The following is a 25,029-nucleotide window of genomic DNA, read 5'->3' on the forward strand; positions in this document are numbered from 1 at the left end:
AAGCTTGCAAATACAGGCTTACTTTGATGAGAGCGGCCTAAGATACTGTTCGGTCGATTGATAAGTGGGGAGAAGGTCCTAATCTACACATCAGGCTTTATGCCTTGCCTGGGTACAAGATCTCTTCTCCCATCCCAAGTGCCCTTGAGATTAAGCTTTTCTGCCCACTTTTTAAAGATACAAGCCTGGGTGGAGGTCTGAAGGACCGAAACCCTGGTTTCACTTCGTTTCACCCGGGCTACATTTGTTGAAATTACCGAAGAAATCTGCTTCGCATTACGAGCAAACCGAAGTAACGTGTAATTGGCACGAGTCACGGCCTCATCAATGGCTTGTCTGGGCGTCTTCATTCCCGCAAAGATAGCTTCCAACGCCTCATCGTTAATTGCTCTGATCAAATTTTGTGGTCCAGCATGATGTTTTGTATTTGCGGCTTGTGGCTGGCCTAAATCGGATCTAGCCAGTCTTAGAATGGGGTGTCTGCTTTCACGCCCCAATAAAGCGTAATCCCCCGTAATCCCTAATGGCAAATAACCTGTATGTTGGTGCCATGACTGTTGTGTTTGAGCTTGGGCAAGATAGGCGAAAAACAGTGCAATTCCCCGGTAAATTTCTGGACTTTGACCCGCTACTGCCCAAAGAGCTGCTCCACCAGCTACATTGTTGTGGCGAACTGAGGTTACCGAGGTATCCAACGGTAAGCTAGCCACCCCTACTTTGAATTTAACCAGTTCGGAAAGACTGTTATAAGCGCCAGAAGATTGACTAAACAAGGCACAGCGTCCACTGGTAAATAACACAGTAGCATCACTGGTACGGCCCCCATATTCAAAATAATGTTTCTTTTGCCAGGATTTTAACCGTTCAAGATGCTTAACAATGGCTTTGTTATTATAGGTTGCAACAGCGCGTTGAGGATCAATCATTGGCAAACCATGAATAGCCGAAAATGACTCAATCTGCACCCAAGCAGGATAGGCTGTCGTATAGGTACAAAGGAACCCAGCCTGTTTTAACTTTTCTGCTAGCACCTCCATTTCCTGCCAAGTACGTGGAAATGTCTCTTGATGATAGCCAACTTTAGCCAAAATATCCGCATTGTAATAAATAACAGGAATAGATGTGTTAAAAGGCATGGCTACAAGACGGTTATTCTGGCTATAAAAAGAACGAAGAGCAGGAAGAAAGCTGTCTTCAGGTAAAGCTAACCCTTGCTCCTTCATTAGATCATCCACAGGTTTGATAATCCCTTGCGGATAAAGCATGATTGTTGTCCCTACCTCAAAAATTTGCATGATGGCCGGGGCTTTCTTGGCACGAAAAGCTGCAGCAAAACTGGTAATGGCCTCCGTGTATTCACCTTTATAAACAAGCTTGATGATGTATTCGTTTTGTCTGCTATTGAACGTTGCAACCAATTGTCTGATTTCAGCTCCCAGGTGTCCAGCAAGTGAATGCCACATAATAATTTCAACTGCCTTCGCTTGTAGGGTCTGGAAACTAAAGAGAAGAATAAGACCAAGAATAGACTTCTTCATACTAATAAATCGGGGTAATCACTAAACACAGCATCCACCCCCCATTCAAAAAATTTTTTGGCCTGCCGCTTCCGATTAACGGTATAAACGAATAGTGCATAACCTTGCTCTTTGATGTCTTTCACCCGGGCCGCAGTTATAGCGCGTTTATTATAGTGTACGGAATAGCATTGCAATTCTTTGGCTTTTTGCAACCAATCCTCATCCCACTTATCAAGCAGCAAACCTAAGGGCATTTCGGGAGCAAGATCACGGCATAACCTTAATGCCGCAAGATCAAAACTGGAAACTAAAGGCAAGGGCTTATTTTGTGGCCAATAACGATTAATATGGGAGAGTACTGCTACGGTAGTCTGCTCTGTGGTACTTGGATAGGGTTTAATTTCAATATTTGCCTGCATATTAGAAAACGTTAGCCATTCCAAGACTTCACGAAAATGCGGTATTTTCTCACCTTGATAGCGACGAGAAAACCAACGACCGGCATCGAGGGATCGCAAGTATTCGGCAGTGACCAATCCGACTTCACCTTGACCATTTGTCGTGCGCTTAAGGTTATCATCATGGAAAATGAAGGGCTCACCATCCACACTCATCATGACATCAAACTCGAGATAATGACAACCTAAAGCCAGGGCTTCATTAAATGCTGCCAGGGTATTCTCAGGAGCGTAGGCGGAAGCCCCTCTATGACCAATTATTTTTTCATTGAGTTGCCACTGCATTATTACTCCCTTGACGATTAGAAGCTAACTCAACCATAGCAGTCATCGTTAATTCATTACTGACCGTGAGGGTTGGTGCAGGGGCAGCAGCGCTTAATGCCATAACATTCATTTCACGAGCTTGGTAAGCTTTAGCCATCGGCACAGGAGGGGTATCTCCTTCAAAAAATAAGATATTGCTAACGCTGTAATTTTGATTAGTATACACTTTATTAATCCTGGCGATCTCTTGGTTAACTTGCTGATATAAACGCTCTCTTAACTGCTGCTTCACCTGCTGTACTTCTTCAAGACTCGGCTTAAATTCCACACCATTAATCGTATAGGTGGCACCAGGTTTACTCACATTCTTGGCATTCTGATAGATATTGGTCAAACTTTCCTGTGGGACCCTGGCTTCAGCTGCAACAAACAATTTTTCCAAACCGGAACTATCCTGTGAGCGATCAAACTGCGTCAAATGCCAATCTCCTGGTGCAATTTTATTAAGCATGGCCATGATGTCAGCACGAGCTTTTACCAGGTCAGCACTGGTCAAAGTCGCGTTAACATTCACAGTTAACAATGCTGTTTTTGTACTCACCCACTGTTTTGCAGACATCTGAAACATCACTTTATCAAGTACCATTTCTGGCGGAACAGGTATTGCGGCTGTTGCCAATGATCCATGTAATGTTAGTAGAGATATCGCAGCCCATTTCTTCATTCTGATCCTCCCAGGGGGTTTTGAGTCATCTTACACTAAGCATTTGCATGCTTCCAATTTGTTTTGGCTCCATTCCTAACTTGTACTCATTTGTCCTCTGAAAAGTTCAAGCAGTACAATCTACGAGCACTTTATGTTTAAATAAAAATCATTTTTAACTAATACTGCGCAAAAAAAGGTATAGACTATAAATGTGAGGGTCACTGCCATTGATTTACTTGCTGAATGAGTCTATAACATGTGCACGAGAATTTCTTGGAGCTTTCCGGATGATGTCTGTTGATACAATAACAAAAAGTGAAATGAATACTATGGTTCAAGAAGATTTTCTTGATTATGCTCTTTCTCACGGATTCGGGGATCTACATTTTAAAGTGGACACTGAAACTGGGATGAAGGCTATTATTGCTATTCATAGCACCAAGCTTGGGCCAGCGCTTGGTGGTTGCCGCTTTATTGAATATCCCAACACAGCCAGTGCCATTTATGATGCCATGCGACTTGCACGGGGGATGAGCTATAAAGCAGCTTCAGTGAATTTACCCCTTGGTGGTGGCAAAGCAGTAATTATAAAACCCACCGTACCTTATGATCGCAATGCCTATCTTCACGCCTTTGGCCGCTTTGTTGAAGAACTAGGTGGTCGTTACATCACCGCATTAGATAGCGGAACGCAATTAAGTGACATGGACATCATCGCTCAACATACCCCTCATGTAGCAAGCTTATCTAGTCATAATGGCGATCCATCGCCTTATACTGCCAGAGGCGTTTTGCGAGGTATACAGGCAGCGGTTGAATTTAAATTAGGGAAAAGCCGTTTAGACAATCTTCACGTAGCCATTCAAGGCTTAGGACACGTGGGTTATTTATTAGCAGGTCATTTACATGAACTCGGAGCAAAACTGTCTGTGGCAGATGTAAATGACATAGCGGTTGAACGCGCTGTAAAAGAATTTGGAGCAACAGCTGTTCCAACAGATATGATTCATAAGATACCTTGTGATGTTTTTGCACCTTGCGCTTTAGGAGCTATCATCAATGACATTAGCATCAATCAATTGCAAACCCCAATTGTAGCTGGCGCGGCCAATAACCAGCTTGCCCATACTTACCATGGAGCAGCGCTGCATGAGAAAGGCATTCTTTACGCTCCAGATTACGTGCTTAATGCAGGAGGATTGATTTTTGCGGCAAGTAAATATTTTAATACGCCTGAGGATGAGGTCACTAAACAGATCAATGGCATTGGTAGCTCGATGCTGGAAATTTTTGCTCGGTCACAGAAAGAAAATCGTCCTACTAGTGAGATAGCCGATACGTTAGCCCAGGAAAAATTGGCGTGACAGGCCTAACTTTTTATGAGACTGTAAACTGTGTCATTCCCGCGAAGGCGGGAATCCATTCTGAAATGGCATGAGGCTTTAATCTGATCCCCGCCTTCGCGGGGATGACACAGTTTGATAAGCACTTTCCTTTTTATTGGATGATATGGATGATAAAGCATTTAAATGTGACCCCACCACTGTATGACTACATGCTTGATATTTCATTACGTGAGGACCCTATCTTGCTAGCCCTACGTGAGGATACAGCAAAATTACCGCTTGCTATCATGCAGATCGCCCCCGAGCAGGCGCAGTTCATGCAATTTATGCTTCGTTTACTTAAGGCAAAAAAAGTACTCGAATTAGGGACATTCACGGGTTATAGCGCTTTAGCAATGGCATTAGCCTTGCCTGAAGATGGGCGAGTCATCACTTGCGATATTAATGCTGAATGGACATCAAAAGCACAGCCATTTTGGCGCGAAGCAAAACAAGAGAAAAAAATAGAATTGCGTTTGGGTCCAGCCCTAACCACTCTACACGATCTCATAGAAGAGGGGCAGGCACAGACCTTTGATTTTATTTTTATCGATGCGGATAAGACGAATTATGTAAACTATTATGAATTCGCATTAAAGTTAGTCCATCCCCAGGGAGTGATTGCCATTGATAATATATTCTGGGATGGTAACGTCATTAATGACCAAGATGATAGCGCTCAAACTCGCGAGATTCGGCGCCTGAATGAAGTGATTAAACAAGATAATCGCGTCGATATAAGTTTATTGGCGATTGCTGACGGACTTTTTTTAATCAAGCCACGCATTGCTGGCTGAAAACTAACAAGGGAGTTACACATGCATGAAAACACAATGACCCATCCTGGTGGGAATCCATGTGGATTAGATGGTTTTGCATTTCTAGAGTTCTCTGCCCCTGACAAATCTCTTTTAGAAAAACAATTTAGCGATATGGGTTTTCAGATAGCAGCAACTCACCGAGACCAGGACATTACACTTTATCAACAAGGTGCCATTCAGTTTATTGTCAATGCCACTAAAGATAGCCAAGCCGCAGAGCACGCTGCTACGCATGGAGCTGGAGCTTGTGCAATGGGTTTTAGAGTAAAAGATGCTCAACAAGCTTATAAACATGCGCTAAAACAAGGAGCTGTTGCATTTCAGGATTGCAAACACGCTGATCATGGCTTACTTGCCATTCAAGCTATCGGTGGTAGTGTGATTTATTTTGTTGATGAGCACCAACCTTTCGCCAATCATTGGGAACGCAAACCTTTAAATGCTGAGAAGGGATGTGGGCTCACTTATATTGATCACCTCACGCACAATGTTTATCGAGGCAATATGGATAAATGGGCCGAGTTTTATGAAAAAATCTTTAATTTTCATGAAATCAGATTTTTTAATATTAAGGGGCAAATAACAGGGTTGATTAGCCGCGCGCTCTCTAGCCCATGTGGCAAGATCAAAATCCCCTTAAATGAATCAAAAGATGACCTATCCCAAATTGAAGAGTTTCTACATGAATACCACGGTGAAGGCATCCAGCATATAGCGCTTAATTCGGAAGATATTTATCAAACTGTTCGTAGGTTAAGAGAACATGGCGTTAAATTCCTTGACGTTCCTGACACTTACTATGAGATGATTGACAATCGTATTCCTTGGCACAAAGAACCTCTGGCAAAACTGCAACAAGAACGCATTCTGATTGATGGAGAGCATGATCCAAGCGCTGGTTTATTATTGCAGATTTTTACGGAAAATGTATTCGGGCCAGTGTTTTTTGAAATTATACAACGTCGTGGTAACCAAGGTTTTGGTGAAGGTAACTTTCAAGCCTTATTTGAAGCAATAGAACGCGATCAAATTAAGCGTGGTACCTTGCAAGAGACTCATTAAGCAGTTGATAACACTCTCGATTTTTTAGACTAACTGAGAAAACTATGAAATTAGCGAGCTTACGATCAGAAACGTGCCGTGATGGTGAATTGTGTGTTGTTAATGAAGGATTAACGGCAGCCACCAAAGTGGAACATATTGCCAAAACGTTACAAGACGCTCTTGATCATTGGCATGAAGTTGAACCACAACTACAAGAAGCATACCTTGCTCTTAATAAAGGGCAGTTAAAGACTGCTTTTCCATTCGAACCAACCAAAGTAGCTTCTCCCTTGCCTCGCGCTTATCAATGGGCAGATGGGAGTGCCTACGTCAATCATGTGGAATTAGTACGAAAAGCACGAGGCGCAGAAATGCCAGAAAATTTCTGGACAGATCCGTTAATGTATCAAGGCGGATCCGATATGTTTCTAGGTCCAAGAGAACCTATCGTCGTCGCTGACGAAGCCTATGGCGTTGATTTTGAGGCTGAGGTTGCGGTCATTACCGATGATGTACCAATGGGTGTGAGTAGCAAGGAAGCGGCGCGACATATCAAACTGATTCTACTGGTTAATGACGTTTCTTTACGCAATTTGATTCCTGCAGAAATTGCTAAAGGCTTTGGTTTTTTCCAATCAAAACCATCCAGTAGTTTTTCACCCGTTGCAATCACGCCTGATGAGTTAGGACAATACTGGGATGGAGAACGCGTGCATTTGCCGTTACTAAGCCATCTAAATGGTGAGCTTTTTGGCCAACCCAATGCTGGCACGGACATGACGTTTTCCTTCCCAGAACTTATTGCGCATGCTGCAAAAACAAGGTTTTTATCAGCTGGTACAATTATTGGCTCTGGTACCGTCTCTAATCTTGATCGTTCTAAAGGATCCTCTTGTATTGCTGAGAAACGTATGCTTGAAATTCTGGCAGATGGCAAAGCAAAAACACCTTATATGACCTATGGGGACACCATTCGCATTGAAATGCTCTCTCCCCAAGGAATGTCCTTATTTGGAGCTATCGAACAAACTGTAACCCGCTATGAGGTGAGAAAATGAGGCTCTACGACTATTATCGTTCAACAGCATGTTACCGTGTCCGAATAGCCCTCAATTTGAAAAATATCAGCTATGAAAAACTTTCTATCCATTTAATCAATCATGACGGAGAGCAACATCGTCCAGAGTATTTGCAACTTAATCCTCAGGGTTTAGTACCCACCCTTGATGAGAATGGACATATCCTTACACAGTCTCTTGCCATCATCGAGTATTTAGATGAAATAAGCCCCCCCCCCCCCCTGCTTCCAGCCACACCTTTGGGTCGCGCTCAGGTAAGAAGCATGGCTTTGACCGTAGCATGTGATATGCACCCACTAAATAACCTGCGTGTGCTCACGTGTCTACGCGAACAATTTCAAGCTACTGAGCAGCAAGTCACGGACTGGTATCATCATTGGTTAAAACTTGGATTTGATGCTTTAGAAGCCAAGTTACAAGCATTGCCGCATAAAAATCTCGTATGCTATGGTGCGGAAATTTCCTTAGCAGATATTTGTCTCATTCCACAAGTTTTTAATGCGCATCGTTTCGGCTTTTCGATGAAAAACTACCCTATCATTAATGATATTAACGACCATTGCCTCACACTAGCTGCGTTCAGAGATGCACGTCCGCAAGAATAGATGGTTCCCGGAACACTCTCAGGTTTTCCGGGATTCCTTTAAAAATTAAAATCAGGATCGAAAAGGTAAAACCCTTTAGTCAGCAATATAACTCCGACAATCGCCATAATAACAATAATGACGTAATAACCCCATCCACCACAGGCTCGTTTACTGTATACAGCCATGGTATCTGGAATAGCCAACCATAAAATCGAGTTAATGAGAATCAACCAACCAATGATTGTCACAATCAAAATATGGAGATGCTCGAATATCCAGAAGTTATGGACAAGAACCATGATGATCCCGACTACCAGACCAAAAGACGCAAAAACCACAATTGTGGCATATTCTGCTGTCGCATTCACCAGAAGCCGACGGTAGAAAGGTGTCCTGGCCAACATGATAATGGCCATTATAATTAGATAAAAACCTATTATTTGAGCTAGAAGGTAAGAGTGAAAGAATGCCGAAAACATAGTTTGCTCCTTAAAACTTGTCTTCACCAGTTATTATAGTACTAATTATTTCTTTTATTACAAAAAATTAAAACCACGCTCGCGCAACCATAACCGTCGAAACCCCCCTGGGGTTTTTCTGCAAAATACTCCATTCTGTTTTACAGCGTTGCAATTGACCCAACAGAACCGTCTGACTATCGCATTGATAGTGGATAGGCAATCCATCATAAGTCCCACCTTCGTCGATGGCTTGACATTTTTCTCCCGTGGTTAGCTCCATTGCCCAGGGATAGGCCTCAGCCATATTTAATTCAACATTCTGGTTATTATCTACTGCTGATATTAGGTTAATCTTAATACTATCACCTGTCCATGGTGATTGCGGACAGATGGCCTCTTTATTTGATCCAAATTTTCTCACGAAACATGGATCATGCGTTTTCCCCTCTGCTGTACATCGCCAAGCATCTTCACGTTTGAGCAATTGCGATTGCTGCCAGCACTGGCCAGCCACCTCTTTTTGTATCACAACTGGTGCTTGTTGGGTCGTTTCCCCAAACGGTCGATAAAGCTTTAACTCTGTGTCATTTGCCCACAAATTAAATGATACAACGACTGCAAAAACTGCTATAACTAAGCGCAGCATATGTTCCCCCATGTATTTTATTTAGTGTATCATCCAATTTTTATTATTTCCTGCGTTCGTTCTCAAAATAGAGTTGCAAAGCAGACTATTAAAAGCTAAAACAGCACATATTCGTTCTTGGAGTACATAATGACAGAGGTTTACACAGTAAAACAATGTTTAGAGGGGGAAATTAGTGTCGAAGAAGCCGTGATGGTAAGAGGTTGGGTAAAAACCAGAAGAGATTCCAAAACTGGCTTATCGTTTATTAGTCTACATGACGGCTCTTGTTTTGCTCCCATTCAAATCGTCGCCACCGATAAATTAGAAAATTATGCAAGCGAAATTTTAAAAATAACGACAGGATGTGCGATTACAGCTCAAGGAAAGCTAGTGGTTTCTCAAGGGAAGGGGCAATCTTTCGAAATCCAAGCTGATGCTATTGAGGTCGTGGGCTGGGTTGAACATCCTGATAACTACCCCATTCAAGCTAAACGTCATACCCTGGAATTTTTAAGAGAAGTTGCTCACTTACGTCCACGTACTAATACCATCAGTGCTGTCACTCGTATTCGTCATTGTTTATCTCAAGCCATACATCAATTTTTTCATGAGCGTGGCTACTTTTGGATCCATACGCCAATAATCACTTCGAGTGATTGTGAGGGCGCTGGCGAAATGTTTCGTGTCAGTACGTTGGATTTGCTGAACTTACCAAAGACAGCTTATGGTCAAATCGACTTCTCTAAAGATTTCTTCGGCCGTGAGGCTTTTCTGACTGTTTCTGGTCAACTCAACGTAGAAGCGTATTGCTTGGCTATGTCAAAGGTATATACCTTCGGCCCAACGTTTCGAGCAGAAAATTCCAACACCAGCCGCCACCTCGCAGAATTCTGGATGGTAGAGCCTGAAATAGCCTTTGCTTCTTTAAGTGATATCTGCGATCTTAGCCAAGAGATGTTACGTTTCCTCTGCAAAATAGTACTTGATGAACGCGGGGACGACATGGCGTTTTTCAATCAATTTGTTTCTCCCGGCTCTATTGAGCGGCTAGAACATATTGTAGAATCAGATTTCGAAATCATGTCTTACACTGATGCCATCATTGCTCTTGAGAAAGCCGATCGTAAATTCGACTATCCAGTGAGTTGGGGCCTTGATTTGCAATCAGAACACGAGCGCTATCTGGCAGAGGAACTTTGTAAAAAACCAGTGATTCTTACTGATTACCCTAAAGATATTAAAGGTTTTTATATGCGACTCAATGACGATGGTCGTACCGTTGCTGCCATGGATGTATTAGCCCCAGGGATAGGAGAAATCATTGGTGGCAGCCAGCGCGAAGAGCGGTTAGAGGTACTTGACGAGCGCATCGATGAATGCAATTTAGATCGCGAATATTACCAATGGTACAGAGATCTACGCCGTTATGGTACAGTGCCTCATGCAGGATTCGGTTTGGGTTTAGAACGCCTTATCAGTTATATGACGGGAGTTAATAACGTGCGTGATGTTATTCCTTTTCCACGCACTCCCGGACACGCAGAATATTAGGAGGCTGATCCAATTTCTGGGTTTACTTTGGGATAGCCCTTGATCCCAAGAGGAAAACCCACAGTCAATCCAGGGATGTCAATCTTTGTGACATCCCAATTTTTATTTTGTAGCTCCCCTGGTAACCAAAAACCCACTGAATTCGACAGCATTTCACGAGAATCTGCCAGAGAATGCTTAATGCGCACCATGAAATCGACGATGTTATCTGCTGTTGTGTAACCATAATCTCCTGGAATAGGCGGTCTACCTGGAAGATAAATGGTTTCCAAATCAGTGAAAACTTCTCTGGCTATTCTGGTTCGAGTATAAATACTACCCCATACACCATAAACATAATATTTATAACTCTCAGCCGATAAAGGATCTTGCCCAATATCATTGCGAACTTGTGCATAAGGAACGATGATTAGACGTTCAGCAGGAAGTTTATGCTGCGACAGAGCGTCCACAAAAGGGACCATCCAGTCGGTTCCTTTTGTTAAGCCGGCAGATACATTTGAACCAGCTACATTGCGAACTAATACCATAGCATGAGACCAATCCAACTGTAATTTATTCACGGCTTCATATACTTCAATCATGCTCTCAAGCGCTGTGAGCATAAATGTTCCCACCATGACTGAGTTATAGGGAATAGGATAATCCTTATTGCCACGAAGAAAATCTTGCTGGACATGGTCTAAATCAAACTCAGCTCCTCTTTGTACCTTTACTATATAATTGCCTGCCATGGACATCGCATAATCAATCATGGCTTGAATGTCTTGCTTATATGGAAGCCAAGGCCTTATCTGCGCTCTATCTAACCAATTATTATTCTTTTGCGCATTTAAGGCCTTAACCTTTTTAATGTCATTTAATAAATTTGCCATAGCAGACTTCCAGGAGGGATCGCCATTTTCCTTGATTTTAGCCAGGTAAGACAGCGCTGGTCCCACGTGAGAAACAGCCGTGAGTTCAAAAAAACCAGAGGAGCGGTTTGTGCGTAATAATTTTGAAAAAAGCAACCGTCGATTTTGGTCGTAGATATAGAATGAAGAGTCGAATATTAAGATCAAAGGACCATTAAACAAATTAACATCCGTGTCTTTCTTTTCAGATTGCAGCAAATATTGAGCAATAGTCGTCTTTCCTTTAGGAAAATCTGGCTCTTCTGTACCTGTGAAATCAAAGTATAAATCCATAAATGCAGTAGGTGTCACATACTCTGCAGCTGCGGGTTGCACAGCAACCATTAAAAGCATGCCCACCAGCAATGAAAACCTTATCCATTTTTTCATTGTTTTTCTTTTTTAGATCCAGGATGATCAATATAACGCAAATTCCTGGCTGTTGGCCACTGGTAAGTCTACGCACTATCCCTCATTAAAACACTATCTTTATCCTCTTGGTATTCGAGGATATCACCGGGTTGACATCGCAGATAGGCACAAATTGCTTCGAGTGTGGTCAGTCGGATGGCTTTCGCTTTGCCATTCTTTAGAATAGATAAGTTGGCTTCGGTAATACCTATTGCTTCAGCCAACTCTTTAGAGCGGCACTTTCGCTTTGCCATCATCACATCCAAATTTACAACAATAGACATTGCATTTCCTTTAAATAGTGAATTTGACTTCAGTCTTCAACTGATTGGCTTCTTTTATAATCCAGGAAGCAATCAAGATTATTAATGCTGTAATCACGGTGGATACATTGGTAGAACCTAAGGTTATGCTGGCAAAGCGGTGCCCAACCGGATTATTGAAACTCAAAGCTGCTGTTATCATCGGTTGATAAATCAATTGCACCAACTGCCCTATCAGCATAAGGATACCAATGTGCTTGATAAGCTTAATATTCTCATCTTCAAATAAATCTCCCTGTTCATATAAGCGAAATAATTTGGCTAATTTGTAGCAAATCATCACTGTGACTGTGAGGGGGAGATAATGGATGCCCAAAATCACCAAGCGATGAACTAAAGAAAAATCGGAGGTATTTTCAATATGAGAGGAAGAGACAATAGAGTTCCAAAATCCCAAGGATAACATGCCCTGCAAATGGAACAGAATTAGATAGGTTGTGACAAGTGGTAGAAAAATACACAGAGAGCGAAAAAATAGATAGAACATATGACTTGTAAATTGTATTTTTTTCATCATAAACATCCTTTAGCAAATAAAAGAGATTGTATTGTAACAATATATTATCGAATTTCAATAATTATTTTTTCTTATACGATAAAATTAGCAATCAACTATGCATTGATAATACAACGTTTGTTTTCGAGCAGTGATTATGTTAAAAAGCATGAGCAACAAAAGTTCGCAATCAAGATGATTGCAGTACCATTGAAAAAGAGATTTCATGGACGAAAGATATGATAAACAACTAAGTATCCATGTATGGATAGTCTGCGCTTTGGGATTATTTATTGATGGATATGATTTGTATATCACCTCAGTCGCTGAACCCTTTATTAATGCCTTATATCATCCCTCTTCGCTGATGATAGGATTAACCCAGGCTGCGGCACCACTTGGTGCAGTTTTCGGGGCAATTATTGTTGGTCGTTTGGCTGACATGATGGGCAGGAAGAGCATGTTGATGTTAAACCTGGTCTTTTTTGTTTTTATCGCTCTTTTTTCTGCATGCGCCTGGAATATCACATCACTGTGTGTTTTACGATTCTTATTAGGATTTGGAGTAGGTGCCGACTATCCCATTTGTGCTGCTTATTTGGCAGAAATGATTCCCAAACAAAAAAACAGTCAATTTATCGCGACGGCCATGTTTATAAATTGCCTTGCCTCTCCAATAGGCGTTATGGTTGCTTGGCTGCTGTTTAAGATACATCCCCATATGGATATTTGGCGATGGATATTTGCTTCCGGAGCAATTCCTGCGATCATTGGTCTTCTGTTTAGAGCTAAATTGCCAGAAAGCTTTTTATGGAAAGCCCATCAACACTTAAAGCCAGATGCAGATAAAACGACTATCTTCAATAATTATCGCCATATCTTCTCTCCAAAAATGATGAAAATCACTTTGGGGTTATGTTTTTGTTGGTTTTTATTGGATATATCCTATTACGGAATAGGTTTATTCACGCCCTATGTACTACAAGCCTTCAATCTCTCCAGTCAAGCTAACTTTATGACTGCGCAAACCGAAGTGTTAAAGAGCACCTTGGTAGTTAATATCTTTGTTTCTTTGGGTGCATTTGCAGTGATATTTTTTGTTAACACCATCCCTCTGCTGAGACTACAGAAAATAGGTTTCTTATTTTCATTTCTGGGGCTATCAATCCTCAGTGTAAGTTATCTATCTTCTAGTATGACGTTGATTTTCCTAGGGTTCATTCTCTTTAATTTTTTTATTAATTTTGGACCAGGGATAACCACTTATTTATTGCCTGCCCAACTCTATGACCCGGAATTTAAAGCCACCGGTCATGGGTTAGCAGCAGGAGCGGGGAAATTTGGGGCATTTATTGGCACTGTATTTCTACCCATTTTTCAGGCTAAGTTGGGTATATATCTAACAGTGGCTATCCTGGCCAGCACCCTTTTGCTTGGATGGTTATTAACAAAGCGTTTAGAAAAAGCATCTGTTATCCAAAGTGAAGTGAAGGATCTTCTGGGTCTTGAGGAAATCCCACGTCATCAGCTTCCCAGGATGACAGACAACTTAGACATTGCTATCGCTAAAAAACATCTCTAGGGGAGAGATCATGCACTACCAATTAAAGAAAGCACAAAAGGCATTTTGGAAAGAAAACGGTTTTGTCATTATCAATGATTTACTCTATCCGGATGTTAAACAGCAGTTGAAATCCTGGTGCGATGAATTAACTGCCTGGCCAGAAACCCCTGGGAAGTGGATGAAATATTATGAGAAAAACACTCAGGGAGAACGTCAACTTTGTCGCGTGGAAAATTTTATCGATTATCACAAAGGCATGTATGATATTGCCAGTGGCCCACGTACTCTTAAACTCGTGTCTGACTTGATGGGTGAAGAAGCCGTAATTTTCAAAGAAAAGATCAATTATAAATTCCCTGGAGGCGGTGGTTTTAAACCTCATCAAGATGCTCCTGCCTTCATAAGCTTTAATCAACGATTTCATATTACGATGATGGTCGCGATCGATGATTGCACTTTAGAAAATGGCTGTTTGCAGATTGTTCAAGGTGGAGCAAACACTCCCAGGATCCTTCCTCAAGAAGCAGATGGCTCTATTCAACAAAAGATTGCGGCTACCCTGAAGTGGTCTCCCATTGAGTGTAAAAGTGGAGACATCATCTTATTTGACTCTTATCTGCCTCATTATTCTGAACCTAACCACAGCAATCATCCACGTAGAGCGATTTTTATTACCTTTAATAAATTTTCCGAGGGTGGGCGTAAACGAGAAGCTTATTACCAGGATAAACGTGAAAAATTTCCTCCTGACTGTGAGCGCGATCCCAATAAAGATTATTCTGCAGGCGCTGCCATCTATAACGTCGCCAACCCCATTACTCAACCTATAATGACATGATGGATATAGAACAAAAAATTCATACCGCTTTTCAGTGGCTAACGTTAGCGAAAGATATGGATTATATTGGGGAACAAGTATCCCAATGTGAACATGCTCTACAATGCGCCTATTTTGCTGAGCAGTCAGGTCACGATTGCGATGTCATTCTTGCTTGCTTATTTCATGATATCGGACATTTTGCCTCCAAGACCCCGCAATATAAAATGGCCGATCTAGGTATTGTTAATCATGAATGGATAGGCGCAAAACTGGCTTATGATCTAGGTTTTTCTGCTAAAGTGGCCTTGTTAATTGGTTATCATGTTGATGCAAAGCGCTATCTGGCAGGCAAAAAGAAAAATTATTTCGCTCGTTTGTCTGAAGCAAGCAAAGGCACTTTGACCTTTCAGGGTGGAGTGATGTCTGGTGAAGAGACATCTCATCTTGAAACGCATACTTATTTTAGAGACATCTTAAGAGTACGTATTAATGATGAAAAAGCAAAAGAGGTTGGCCTAAATGTCCCTGACCTCAATCATTATCATCCCTATTTACATGATCATCTTAAGAAAAATATCAGAACCAATCACGATATAACACTGCCTGATTACATTGACAACTTATGGGTAGCTCAACTTAGAACTTATCTTGAGAAGGAAGCAAAAAAAGGATTCTGATTATGTAATCAGAATCCTTGATTTTTTAATGCCAATATTTACGTTGGAATTCTTTTACAGCCCTTTCGGCTTGTTCTTTTGAATAGCCATAATGTTTCTGTAGCTTGCCATAAATTTCTTGATGATCTCCTTCTAATTGTTTTAAATCATCGTCCGTTAGCCATCCCCAAAATTGTTTCATTTTACCTTTTGTTTCTTCCCATCGACCTTGAAAGATTTCCTTTCTCATAATATCTCCTTATGATAGATAAGAATAAAGGTTCGGCCTTGAATGATTGCATTCTAGGGCCGGACTATAAGGATAGTAGAGGATTTGCAATTCTGCAAAGTCGTGCAAAATCAACAACACTAATTGGATAACAACCCATCTTGTATGGTCAATATCTTATCCATCTTTTCTGCCAACTGCATATCATGCGTTACAATGATCACCGCTGTATTTAAACTCTCATTCAAACTAAGCATGAGCTCAAAAATTTTTAACGCCGTGGCATGATCCAGATTGCCTGTCGGCTCATCAGCAAGAACACATTGCGGTTGATGCACTAATGCTCTAGCGATAGCAACTCGTTGTCGCTCACCACCTGATAATTGTGAAGGTTTGTGTCCTAACCTCTTAGAGAGTCCGACTTGATCCAATATTTTTTCCGCCTGAGATTGCGCTTCTTCAACGGAGCGTTGTCCCAATAAAAGAGGCAAAGAAACATTTTCCAATGCAGTGAATTCAGGTAATAAATGATGAAATTGATAAACAAAACCTAACTGACGGTTACGTAACACACAGCGCTGCTTTTCCGATAAACTTTGCCAATCAGTATTATTCATAAACACTTTGCCGTCACTAGGTCTATCTAATCCTCCCAGTAAGTGCAATAAAGTGCTCTTGCCTGATCCTGAAGGACCGACAATGGCAATACGCTCCCCAGGTTGGATCGTAAGATTTATACCTTTTAATACCTCTACTGAACTGGTACCGTCATGGTAAGATTTATTCAAATTCTGGCAATTTAAAATCGCATTACTCATAATGTAAAGCCTCCGCGATAACGGTCTTTGATGCCCGCCACGCTGGATATATCGTTGCAAGGAAACTCATCAATAGGGCCATTAAACACACCTCCCATAAATCACTGATGAGTATTTTGGAGGGTAAATAATCCACAAAATAAATATTGGAAGACAGAATTTGAGTATCGAAAAAGGATTGCAATTTGTTCACAATGGTTGTTGCATTGGAAGCCAGAATTAATCCTCCGATTAAACCTAACAGTGTCCCAATAATGCCCACCATCATCCCTTGAACAATAAATATCCAAAGAATTTTCGTCGGAGTTGCGCCTATGGTTCTCAGAATTGCAATTTCTGCTTGCTTGTCATTAACAACCATTACTAAAGATGACACCAGATTAAATGCAGCTACGGCAATGATTAACAATAAGATGAGAAACATCATCGTCTTTTCCATTTTTACCGCCTGGAAAAAAGCACCGAATTGCTGGGTCCAATTGCCCACCTCATAGTTTTCACCTAATTTGATAGCGAGTTGATCAGACATCGCTGGTGCTTTGTAGATATCGGCAACTTTCATCTTAAGCCCAGTGACATCATTACCCAATTGCATTAATTTTTGCGCATCCCTTAAATTGATAAATGCGAGTTTGGTGTCAAAATTGAAGCCTGCACCAGCAGAAAAGACACCCACGACCGTAAAACGTTTAAAACGAGGGATCATGCCAGCAGGAGTAACTGTTGCCTGAGGTATCATGATGGTCACTTTATCGCCCATGAATACCCCTAAACTGTCAGCCAGACCACGACCCAGGATGATGCCGAAGTTTTTCAGATCCCCAAGACTACCTGCCAGAAGTTTTTCGTTAAGATGATTAACTGTTTGCTCCTGAATAGGATCCACCCCTGTCAATACAATGGGTAAAACTTGCCCTTCACGAGTAAGTAAGCCTTGGCCACCAACAAAAGGAGCTATTGCCTTAACCCCAGGAGTTGTTCGCAGCTCCTTTTCCAATTTGGGCCAATCGCTGATCTTGCCATTTTTCCCACTGATGGTGATTTCCGGAGCCATACCAAAAAAACGCTTGTGAATTTCTTCATCAAAGCCATTCATGACTGAAAGCACAGTAATCAAAACCATAACCCCAAGACCAATCCCGAGCATGGAGCTTAAGGAAATGAAAGAAACAAAGTGGTTACGCTTTTTGGCTCGCGTATAACGTAATCCAATAAATAGGGCCAGTGGTTTAAACATAGTTGGTCTAAATTTGTTAAATAGTCATTGTAGTGAAAATTATCCTGACAGGATACAACTTTTCCTATCTTCCCGAGTTATTATCCCACAATTAGCAAGCAATACACAAAGTTATCCACAGATTTTGTGGATAGATAGTCGCTGTCGCGAAATTAAGTTTTACACACTTATCGTCACCCTCCGCGAAAACGGAGGGTCCAGAAGAGCCTTGCCAATACTGGATCCCCCGCTTTCGCGGAGGATGACGTCATTACAAAGAAGGTGTATTTCAGTCATTTCTTTCGCGACAGCAACTAGATAACTGCGAAATGAGATTATTCAGCAAAATTCATACCTATGGTTTTGCTCTGATTAAATTCTTTGTCATTAAACTTATAAAATCGTATATTGATTAAGTTACTCTAATAGCAAGGATTTTAGGTTTGACAAGCTCTGTAGAACCCAACCGTATTAACACTCTTCCCGCCATTCGCATTAGCAATGGCTCTCTGGAAGCCTTAAAATGGATAGGTGTTGTCTCAATGACAATTGATCATTTTAATCGCTTCTTTTTTAACCCGAACGTTTATGGGGCTTATTGTGCAGGCCGTATCGCCATGCCTCTTTTTGCGTTTATCTTTGCTTATAATCTTGCTCGCCCAGGCACATTGGCTCACGGCGTTTATTTTAAATCATTCAAACGCCTATTTCTCTTTGGTGTTTTGGCAACCCCTGCCTACATGGCCATGAAAAACCTGCATCACATATGGCCCTTTAATATTATGTTTTTATTATTGATTGCGGCCATTCTTTTTTACTTTTTCGAAAACCGTAGTCTCTTGCAGATGATGATGACGCCTTTTGTTTTCTTCATTGGCGGAGCCTTTGTGGAATACAACTGGGTTGGCGTCTTGTTTTGCATAAGTTGTTGGTTATTTTGTCGAAAACCAACGCTTTTACGTGTTCTCCTCTGCCTGGTTTGTTATTTACTTCTGGGGAAGCTTAATGAGAATCAATGGGCTTTAGCGAGCTTGCCATTTATCTTCCTTGCTACAAAGATAGACTTAAAGATTCCCCGTATACCTTATTTTTTCTATGTTTATTATCCTACCCATCTGACATTTTTCTGGATAGTCAGAATATGGATAAACATTCATTAATAGGGTCTCTTAGCTAGCACCTATCTAAATTGTCTTCTCACCCTCCTTCCGTCAGTTATACTTAAATTGAGAGCAACTTACATTTGATGAACCCACAGGATTGGAATGAAGAAATTACCTTTTAAAAAATCTAAACTTGGCTCAATTGGTATTGAACTTGAGTTTCAAATCATTGATCCGAAAACATTTTTTTTGATTTCTCGATCAAAGGACGTCATTCGTGGCATTAAAGAAAGCAATTATCAACACATCATCAAACCTGAAATCACTCAGAGTATGATTGAAATCAATTCTTCGATTCATTATTCCACGAAAAGCTTATTGCAAGAGCTCTCACAAATACAATCCTTCTTGCAAGAAAAAGCAAAGACCCTAAATATTTTAATTTGTGGTGGGGGCACACATCCCTATTTAAAATGGACACGACAAAAGATATTTCCAACTCCAAGGTATAAACGAATTTCAAGCAAGTTTCGTTACTTATCCAAACGCTCCACTGTTTTCGGACAACATATTCATTTTGGTTGTGATAATCCCGAGGACATGCTTTACTTGACCCACGCCCTTGCCAGATATGTACCACATTTTATTGCAATCTCTGCCTCTTCCCCTTTTTATCAAGGCGCTGATACAGGTTTTGCTTCTTCACGCTCGAACGTCTTTAATTCCTTTCCCCAAAGTGGCCATATTCCTCATCTGCTCAATTGGGAAGAGTTTTCCGAATATTACTATAAAATGCGAAACTTAGGGATTATCATGAGTATGAAAGACTTTTACTGGGACATTAGACCAAGACATGAATATGGTTCTGTGGAAATTAGGGTCTGTGACACGCCCCTTACCATGAACAAAGCAGTCAATCTCGCCGCCTACGTCCAAGCACTTGGTCTTTACCTCATTGAAGAAAAACCCATGGTCATCACCAAAGACTTATATTACCTATATACTCATAATCGCTTTCAAGCTAGTCGCTATGGTTTAGAGGGACAACTCCTCAATCCCTTTACCTTTAAACAAATTGCAATTGCTGACGATATCCTCGCCACGGTACATACTCTTGAACCGTATATCGACAAATTAGAAATCAGAAAGCACATTGAGTCATTAATGCAGGATGTAAATAATAAAATCAATGATGCTGTTTTATTGCGACAACTCTTTAAAGAGATTGGTTTTCTTCCCGATGTCGTCGGAAAGCAATGCGAAATTTGGTCAATTCCCTTTAACGTGGAACACTATTCTTAGTCATCCGAATTTGTTCATTTTTTCACTAATTTAATAATACTGTCTATAGTTATTTATAAGAAGGCTGTCAGAAAAGGCATAGCCAAGTGTCTTCAAATTGGATGATTTGGAAAACGGAAGGTTAATCTTAAACGTCTAACCTCCTTAATAAAATGGAATTTTATGGAGTGATTATGCCAATACATGAACGACGTCAACATTTCCGCATAGACGATCAAATCTATTTTGATTATAAGCTAATTGAGAATAATGAGTTTTACTCTGACAAGTCGCTCACCGAAGAATTATTAGGTCAAGACGGTAAGAAGTATCTTGAAACCGCACAATATTTTCAAAGCTTGGATTATGAGCTCTCCGAGCTAACGCAATCCTTGGCGTTACAAGAACCAGCCTTAGCTCATTATTTAAATTTATTGAACGCAAAAATTGATCATCTCGCTCGTTATCTTATGATGAGTGATAATATTCATTTACGTAAAGTAAATATTAGTCTTGGCGGAATGTCCTTCAAAACCAAGGAACGCATTAAAGAAAAAAGTCATATGAAAATTGTCATCTATACCAAACCTAAAATGGTGCCCATTGTTCTAGATGCGGTAGTGGTTTACAGTCAATTTCATAATGAAAATCAATACCGCACAGCGGTCCAATTTGAACAACTCAGCAAAGAGCAAGAACAATTGCTTTCACAACACATTATGTTGGCGCAAGCCAAATGCAGAGCAGATTAGCTAAAAAGATACAGGTTATGCAAGAGGTCTATTGCTGGTCGTGAAAGACTAGCGCATAATCAACACTTGTCTTTAAAGTTCAGGTAGTTTATGACGAGGCGAATTTTCTGCTGCAAATTACAACAAGAAGCCGAAGGATTGGATAATCCACCTTTCCCTGGGCCCTTAGGAGAAAAGATTTTCAACCATGTATCGAAACAAGCTTGGAAAATGTGGCTAGCACACCAAACGATGCTAATCAATGAATATCGTCTAAGTTTGATTGATCCTAAAGCACGTGAATTTCTAAATGAAGAAATGAATAAGTATTTTTTTGGTGAGGGTTCTGAAAAACCTGCTGGCTATGTGGCTAAGGAATAAGGGAAAAAATCATGCCCAGTGAATCACTCACTTTCAGTGAGGAGGTTAAGACAGCAATCTGTAAACACCAACCTATTGTCGTCTTAGAATCAACCATCATTTCTCATGGTATGCCCTACCCTGATAATTTGATAACGGCTCAGATGGTTGAACAAGTTATCCGTGACAAAGGAGCAACCCCTGCCACTGTTGCCTTGCATCAAGGAAAAATCCATATTGGCATTAATAAAGCCATTATGAGGCACTTGGCAAATAGTGAAGAAGTGATTAAAGCTTCACGCCGAGACATCGCCTTTGTCCTCAGTCGTAAAATTTCAGCGAGTACGACGGTTGCTGCAACGATGTATTGTGCACATCTTGCAGGTCTATCTATATTTGCTACGGGAGGCATTGGGGGAGTTCATCATAGTGTTGAAGAAAATTTTGATATTTCAGCTGACTTGATAGCACTGGCTTCGACCCCCATAACCGTGGTCTGCTCTGGAGCCAAATCCATTCTGGATCTACCTAAAACGTTAGAAGTGCTTGAAACCCATGGTGTGCCCGTTATTGGTTACCGCACGGATGAGTTCCCCGCCTTTTATAGTCACTCCAGCGGTCTCCCACTGCTACACCGCTTAGACAGCGCAAAGGACATCGCAAACCTCATGTTCTATCAGCAGAAACTACAATTAAACAATGGTATCGTTATCGCCAATCCTATCCCCAAAGAAGCGGAAATACCTGATGAGAAAATCATGCCTATCATCAAGCAAGCGCAAAAAGAAGCTAATCACATTCAAGGTAAAGCCATTACCCCATTTTTACTGCGACGCGTCGCTGAGTTGACCGCGGGACAAAGTCTGCAAGCCAATATCGAGTTAATCAAGAACAACGCCAGTTTGGGAGCTGAAATAGCGATTGCTTACCAACAACAAAAATAACTCTCAAAGCAAAACGAACAAATTCACACCATTAAGAAGGCAAATTAACCAGCATCATTTTTCTCTCAGGATTTTTTCATAAAAAGGTAATAAGGCCACTTGACTCAAAAGCATTCTCAGAGTTTAATAGCAACCTCTTCGGCCAGATAGCTCAGTCGGTAGAGCAGAGGACTGAAAATCCTCGTGTCGGCAGTTCGATTCTGCCTCTGGCCACCATGCATTTAGGATCTATTCCGAAGACATGGGGGGCGCATTCTAGCTCCAAATTCGGGTCTTTCCCATTTACGGGGGCACTCAATCAACAACATAATACTCTAACCCTTGTTCTATAATTTTCAAAGTTTTTAAAAAGAGCTAGGGGTCAAGTCTTTTGATAAAAGGATATATTTTCAATATAAATTTCGGTTAGGATGATATTGCAAGTTCGCATGGAAAGACTTGGAGTACGTTTATAATGTCCAGACCTCAACGCATTGAATATGAAAATGCATTTTATCATGTTATGAATCGTGGTGCTGGTCGGCGAAAAATTTTCAACAATGACCAAGAGAGAACGTTGTTTCTTAGTATTATTTCTGAGGCTCATCTCCAATTTAACATTGAAATACATGCCTATTGCTTGATGACAAATCACTATCATTTGTTGATTAAAACCCCATCTGGCAATCTTAGCAGAGCTATGCGGCATATAAATGGTGTATACACTCAACGGTATAATCGTCTGAATATAACGGATGGCCCTTTATTTCGCGGTCGCTACAAATCTATTTTGGTCGACTCAGACTCCTATCTTTTACATCTCTCAAAATATATTCATCTTAATCCCTTGGAAGCAAGGATGGTTGATGAGTTAAGAAAATATAAATGGTCTAGTTACCCCGCTTACATTGGTACTTGCCCTCCTCCAACCTGGCTGTTTCAATCAGAAATTTATGGTCAATTAACAAATACCTCAAATAAGATGGAAGCCTATCGATTATTTATGAATGAAACGGAATTGAATAATAAAATAAAAGTCTTTTACCATAAGGAGCGCAAATCTCCAGTTCTAGGAAGTGATTTATTTATAAGTAGTCTAAAAGTCTTAAATCAATCGAAAGAGATTCCTCGCGAGGATAGATTATTAAATAGACCTCCAATACTGCTTATTATCAAAGAAACGGCTCAAGAGTTTTCTCAGAGTATTGAAACAACTATCCGGTCTCAAAAAGGCAGGGGGCGCGAAAATACACCCAGGAAAATTGCCATGTATATTGCCAAAACAATATGGGGTTACCGCTTAAAAGAAATCACAGAAGCATTTGGTTTATCACACTATGGTGGAGTAGCAAATGCCATTTTCATGGTATCTAAAAAATTAGAGGTAAACCCAGAGCTCAGCTTGAAATTAAATACTATTATCAAAAGACTTGACCCCTCCCATTAGCTGTTATAGCTGTTAAATTCAGCGAAGGTGGTTTTTCATCTTTTTTATCAGAATTAAAAAGCGAATAATGACTCTCGGCAATTGAAGGCATCGATGAATTCTCCTTATTATTTAAATGCATAAATAATTCGCGTTCATCTACAGTCAGAAGTTTTAAAATTTCTTCTTGAGCCTCTTCATCTTCTTTCTTAAAAATAGCTATATTACTATATAAAATTTGTAATCGATATTTCTCAGGAAATCGTTCCAGCAAGCGAGCCAACCCCAAATAAACATATTGGTCTAATTTCAAATCTCCATTTAAGATAGCTGATTGGATTTTCGTCTCTAGCTGAGGTAAACAGTTTTTTATATGACTAACGAGCAAATGTAACTTATTTTTTAAAACTGAATTTTCGCACAACTCAGAAACCTGAATGTGTTTATACCTATCCACAGCGTGCATCAAATGAAATTCAATATCTATTATTCGATTAAATATTTTTAAAACGACACCATAATCTTTTGGATTAATAGGATAAATTTTTTTATTTCCTGTCAGAATAAAATCTAACGAGCGATTATGTCCATTTAAATCTGCAGCACAATCAATAATAGCAGTATGTTTTTTTAAATAGGAGCCTTCATCCTTATAATGACATATTAAATGCTCTTGTTTCACATCAGATATACCAAGTAAGCAAACGATTAATGATAATTTTACTAACTCATCATTATCGGAAATTAATTTTTTATTCCTTTGATAGCTATCAGACGTTAATATTTTGGAAAATAATCCATAATTCGAAAAATCACCCACAGGGAGCGTCTCAGTAACTAACTCACTCCCCTCACCTGTTTTTATATGGCGAGTAAACGTTTCACAATCAAGTCTTAGTGGTGCTGTCTCAGCTGCGAAGGAACTCCCTAAAATTAATTTTATTAAAGTAGCACTGAGACATTCTAAAACGATCATGTCATTTTCAACCGCAGTGGTTACAGTCTCGTAGCCTCCAAGCTCACGTTTTACCAAATACATTCCTTCTTCTTTTTCAATTTTTCCAATAAACCCCCATCTTTTTCCTTCTGATTTTGGGAATACTGATTGAAAATCACTTAATTTTTTTTCATCAGTTAAAAGCATGTCTTGGATTTGTTCATTATTAATCATGTTATTCGCGATAAATTTTTCAGTGTTTTATTGTATAATATCCGTATTAAGTGAATATTAAATATACAATAAGGGTGCAAAGTTGCTCCTCATGCAATCGT

The 25,029-nt window shown here is 40.4% G+C and carries 27 protein-coding genes and 1 tRNA gene; 16 read left to right on the forward strand and 12 right to left on the reverse strand.

Annotated elements, in window-relative coordinates; translation table 11 throughout:
• Nucleotides 1-83: 83 nt before the first annotated feature.
• The 3 genes from CKV79_RS09090 to CKV79_RS09100 are packed head-to-tail and all read right to left on the reverse strand — an operon-like array spanning nucleotide 84 to nucleotide 2,969.
• The gene (locus tag CKV79_RS09090; protein WP_095141778.1) at nucleotides 84-1,538 is read right to left on the reverse strand and encodes an extracellular solute-binding protein; all 1,455 of its coding nucleotides are present in this window, start codon (nucleotides 1,536-1,538) and stop codon (nucleotides 84-86) included.
• Nucleotides 1,535-2,263: a glycerophosphodiester phosphodiesterase gene (ugpQ, locus tag CKV79_RS09095; RefSeq protein ID WP_028373986.1), complete on the reverse strand. Its 729-nt coding sequence runs from the start codon at nucleotides 2,261-2,263 to the stop codon at nucleotides 1,535-1,537. The genes CKV79_RS09090 and ugpQ overlap by 4 nt, the downstream gene beginning before the upstream one ends.
• On the reverse strand, nucleotides 2,244-2,969 hold the full coding sequence (locus CKV79_RS09100; protein ID WP_028373985.1) for a hypothetical protein: 726 nt from the start codon (nucleotides 2,967-2,969) through the stop codon (nucleotides 2,244-2,246). The genes ugpQ and CKV79_RS09100 overlap by 20 nt, the downstream gene beginning before the upstream one ends.
• 269 nt (nucleotides 2,970-3,238) lie before the next feature.
• Between CKV79_RS09100 and CKV79_RS09105 the strand changes: the two genes are divergently transcribed.
• From CKV79_RS09105 to maiA, 5 genes are all read left to right on the forward strand, one after another.
• On the forward strand, nucleotides 3,239-4,315 hold the full coding sequence (locus CKV79_RS09105) for a Leu/Phe/Val dehydrogenase (RefSeq protein WP_028373984.1): 1,077 nt from the start codon (nucleotides 3,239-3,241) through the stop codon (nucleotides 4,313-4,315).
• A 152-nt stretch (nucleotides 4,316-4,467) separates the two neighbouring features.
• Nucleotides 4,468-5,133: a class I SAM-dependent methyltransferase gene (locus CKV79_RS09110; RefSeq protein ID WP_028373983.1), complete on the forward strand. Its 666-nt coding sequence runs from the start codon at nucleotides 4,468-4,470 to the stop codon at nucleotides 5,131-5,133.
• Nucleotides 5,134-5,154: 21 nt separating this feature from the next.
• On the forward strand, nucleotides 5,155-6,219 hold the full coding sequence (gene hppD / locus CKV79_RS09115) for a 4-hydroxyphenylpyruvate dioxygenase (RefSeq protein ID WP_028373982.1): 1,065 nt from the start codon (nucleotides 5,155-5,157) through the stop codon (nucleotides 6,217-6,219).
• Between the two features lie 44 nt (nucleotides 6,220-6,263).
• Nucleotides 6,264-7,259: a fumarylacetoacetate hydrolase family protein gene (locus tag CKV79_RS09120; RefSeq protein ID WP_028373981.1), complete on the forward strand. Its 996-nt coding sequence runs from the start codon at nucleotides 6,264-6,266 to the stop codon at nucleotides 7,257-7,259.
• Entirely contained in the window at nucleotides 7,256-7,885 is a 630-nt protein-coding gene (gene maiA / locus CKV79_RS09125; RefSeq protein ID WP_028373980.1) for a maleylacetoacetate isomerase, read from the forward strand. The genes CKV79_RS09120 and maiA overlap by 4 nt, the downstream gene beginning before the upstream one ends.
• A gap of 38 nt (nucleotides 7,886-7,923) precedes the next feature.
• Here maiA and CKV79_RS09130 read toward each other — a convergent pair whose 3' ends face one another.
• Nucleotides 7,924-8,346 carry a hypothetical protein gene (locus CKV79_RS09130; protein ID WP_028373979.1) on the reverse strand — a complete coding sequence of 141 codons (423 nt, stop codon included), beginning with the start codon at nucleotides 8,344-8,346 and terminating at the stop codon, nucleotides 7,924-7,926.
• A gap of 67 nt (nucleotides 8,347-8,413) precedes the next feature.
• Nucleotides 8,414-8,974 carry a hypothetical protein gene (locus CKV79_RS09135; protein WP_028373978.1) on the reverse strand — a complete coding sequence of 187 codons (561 nt, stop codon included), beginning with the start codon at nucleotides 8,972-8,974 and terminating at the stop codon, nucleotides 8,414-8,416.
• Between the two features lie 129 nt (nucleotides 8,975-9,103).
• On the opposite strand from CKV79_RS09135, the gene asnS reads away from it, so the two are divergent.
• Entirely contained in the window at nucleotides 9,104-10,507 is a 1,404-nt protein-coding gene (asnS, locus tag CKV79_RS09140) for an asparagine--tRNA ligase (RefSeq protein ID WP_028373977.1), read from the forward strand.
• Here asnS and CKV79_RS09145 read toward each other — a convergent pair.
• From CKV79_RS09145 to CKV79_RS09155, 3 genes are all read right to left on the reverse strand, one after another.
• Nucleotides 10,504-11,790, reverse strand: a complete 1,287-nt coding sequence (locus CKV79_RS09145) for a DUF5624 domain-containing protein (protein ID WP_028373976.1) — start codon at nucleotides 11,788-11,790, stop codon at nucleotides 10,504-10,506. The genes asnS and CKV79_RS09145 overlap by 4 nt on opposite strands.
• Nucleotides 11,791-11,858: 68 nt before the next feature.
• Nucleotides 11,859-12,095 (reverse strand): helix-turn-helix domain-containing protein, encoded by a 237-nt coding sequence (locus CKV79_RS09150; protein ID WP_028373975.1) that lies wholly within the window; start codon nucleotides 12,093-12,095, stop codon nucleotides 11,859-11,861.
• Between the two features lie 10 nt (nucleotides 12,096-12,105).
• Complete coding sequence (locus CKV79_RS09155; protein ID WP_231950084.1) at nucleotides 12,106-12,651, reverse strand: DUF2975 domain-containing protein; 546 nt, start codon at nucleotides 12,649-12,651, stop codon at nucleotides 12,106-12,108.
• 205 nt (nucleotides 12,652-12,856) lie between these two features.
• On the opposite strand from CKV79_RS09155, the gene CKV79_RS09165 reads away from it, so the two are divergent.
• From CKV79_RS09165 to CKV79_RS09175, 3 genes are read left to right on the forward strand one after another with little or no spacing between them, the layout of a single operon-like run.
• A complete protein-coding gene (locus CKV79_RS09165; RefSeq protein ID WP_081778112.1) occupies nucleotides 12,857-14,212 on the forward strand; it encodes an MFS transporter in 1,356 nt (451 codons plus the stop codon).
• A gap of 10 nt (nucleotides 14,213-14,222) precedes the next feature.
• Nucleotides 14,223-15,032: a phytanoyl-CoA dioxygenase family protein gene (locus tag CKV79_RS09170; protein ID WP_028373973.1), complete on the forward strand. Its 810-nt coding sequence runs from the start codon at nucleotides 14,223-14,225 to the stop codon at nucleotides 15,030-15,032.
• Complete coding sequence (locus tag CKV79_RS09175) at nucleotides 15,029-15,691, forward strand: HD domain-containing protein (RefSeq protein ID WP_028373972.1); 663 nt, start codon at nucleotides 15,029-15,031, stop codon at nucleotides 15,689-15,691. The genes CKV79_RS09170 and CKV79_RS09175 overlap by 4 nt, the downstream gene beginning before the upstream one ends.
• Before the next feature lie 25 nt (nucleotides 15,692-15,716).
• Here the strand turns inward: CKV79_RS09175 and CKV79_RS09180 are convergent, their stop codons facing one another.
• The 3 genes from CKV79_RS09180 to CKV79_RS09190 all read right to left on the reverse strand — a co-directional run bounded on the left by CKV79_RS09180 (nucleotide 15,717) and on the right by CKV79_RS09190 (nucleotide 17,954).
• The gene (locus CKV79_RS09180) at nucleotides 15,717-15,920 is read right to left on the reverse strand and encodes a CsbD family protein (RefSeq protein WP_028373971.1); all 204 of its coding nucleotides are present in this window, start codon (nucleotides 15,918-15,920) and stop codon (nucleotides 15,717-15,719) included.
• A 119-nt stretch (nucleotides 15,921-16,039) separates the two neighbouring features.
• Nucleotides 16,040-16,717 (reverse strand): lipoprotein-releasing ABC transporter ATP-binding protein LolD, encoded by a 678-nt coding sequence (lolD, locus tag CKV79_RS09185; protein ID WP_028373970.1) that lies wholly within the window; start codon nucleotides 16,715-16,717, stop codon nucleotides 16,040-16,042.
• Entirely contained in the window at nucleotides 16,710-17,954 is a 1,245-nt protein-coding gene (locus CKV79_RS09190; RefSeq protein WP_028373969.1) for a lipoprotein-releasing ABC transporter permease subunit, read from the reverse strand. Before CKV79_RS09190 ends, lolD begins: the two co-directional genes overlap by 8 nt.
• Nucleotides 17,955-18,376: 422 nt before the next feature.
• Between CKV79_RS09190 and CKV79_RS09195 the strand changes: the two genes are divergently transcribed.
• From CKV79_RS09195 to CKV79_RS09225, 7 genes are all read left to right on the forward strand, one after another.
• A complete protein-coding gene (locus tag CKV79_RS09195) occupies nucleotides 18,377-19,093 on the forward strand; it encodes a TraX family protein (protein WP_035915971.1) in 717 nt (238 codons plus the stop codon).
• A 105-nt stretch (nucleotides 19,094-19,198) separates the two neighbouring features.
• Entirely contained in the window at nucleotides 19,199-20,338 is a 1,140-nt protein-coding gene (locus tag CKV79_RS09200) for a YbdK family carboxylate-amine ligase (RefSeq protein ID WP_028373967.1), read from the forward strand.
• 173 nt (nucleotides 20,339-20,511) lie between these two features.
• Nucleotides 20,512-21,069 (forward strand): PilZ domain-containing protein, encoded by a 558-nt coding sequence (locus CKV79_RS09205; protein ID WP_028373966.1) that lies wholly within the window; start codon nucleotides 20,512-20,514, stop codon nucleotides 21,067-21,069.
• Nucleotides 21,070-21,159: 90 nt separating this feature from the next.
• Nucleotides 21,160-21,429 carry an oxidative damage protection protein gene (locus tag CKV79_RS09210; RefSeq protein ID WP_028373965.1) on the forward strand — a complete coding sequence of 90 codons (270 nt, stop codon included), beginning with the start codon at nucleotides 21,160-21,162 and terminating at the stop codon, nucleotides 21,427-21,429.
• Between the two features lie 11 nt (nucleotides 21,430-21,440).
• Nucleotides 21,441-22,352 (forward strand): pseudouridine-5'-phosphate glycosidase, encoded by a 912-nt coding sequence (locus CKV79_RS09215; RefSeq protein ID WP_028373964.1) that lies wholly within the window; start codon nucleotides 21,441-21,443, stop codon nucleotides 22,350-22,352.
• A 140-nt stretch (nucleotides 22,353-22,492) separates the two neighbouring features.
• A tRNA-Phe gene (locus CKV79_RS09220) sits at nucleotides 22,493-22,568 on the forward strand.
• Between the two features lie 238 nt (nucleotides 22,569-22,806).
• On the forward strand, nucleotides 22,807-23,778 hold the full coding sequence (locus CKV79_RS09225) for a transposase (RefSeq protein WP_028373963.1): 972 nt from the start codon (nucleotides 22,807-22,809) through the stop codon (nucleotides 23,776-23,778).
• Here the strand turns inward: CKV79_RS09225 and CKV79_RS09230 are convergent.
• The gene (locus tag CKV79_RS09230) at nucleotides 23,753-24,928 is read right to left on the reverse strand and encodes a hypothetical protein (RefSeq protein WP_028373962.1); all 1,176 of its coding nucleotides are present in this window, start codon (nucleotides 24,926-24,928) and stop codon (nucleotides 23,753-23,755) included. The genes CKV79_RS09225 and CKV79_RS09230 overlap by 26 nt on opposite strands.
• Between the last annotated feature and the right edge of the window lie 101 nt (nucleotides 24,929-25,029).

The sequence above is a fragment of the Legionella lansingensis genome, from assembly GCF_900187355.1.
In the GTDB taxonomy this organism is placed as follows: Bacteria; Pseudomonadota; Gammaproteobacteria; order Legionellales; family Legionellaceae; genus Tatlockia; species Tatlockia lansingensis.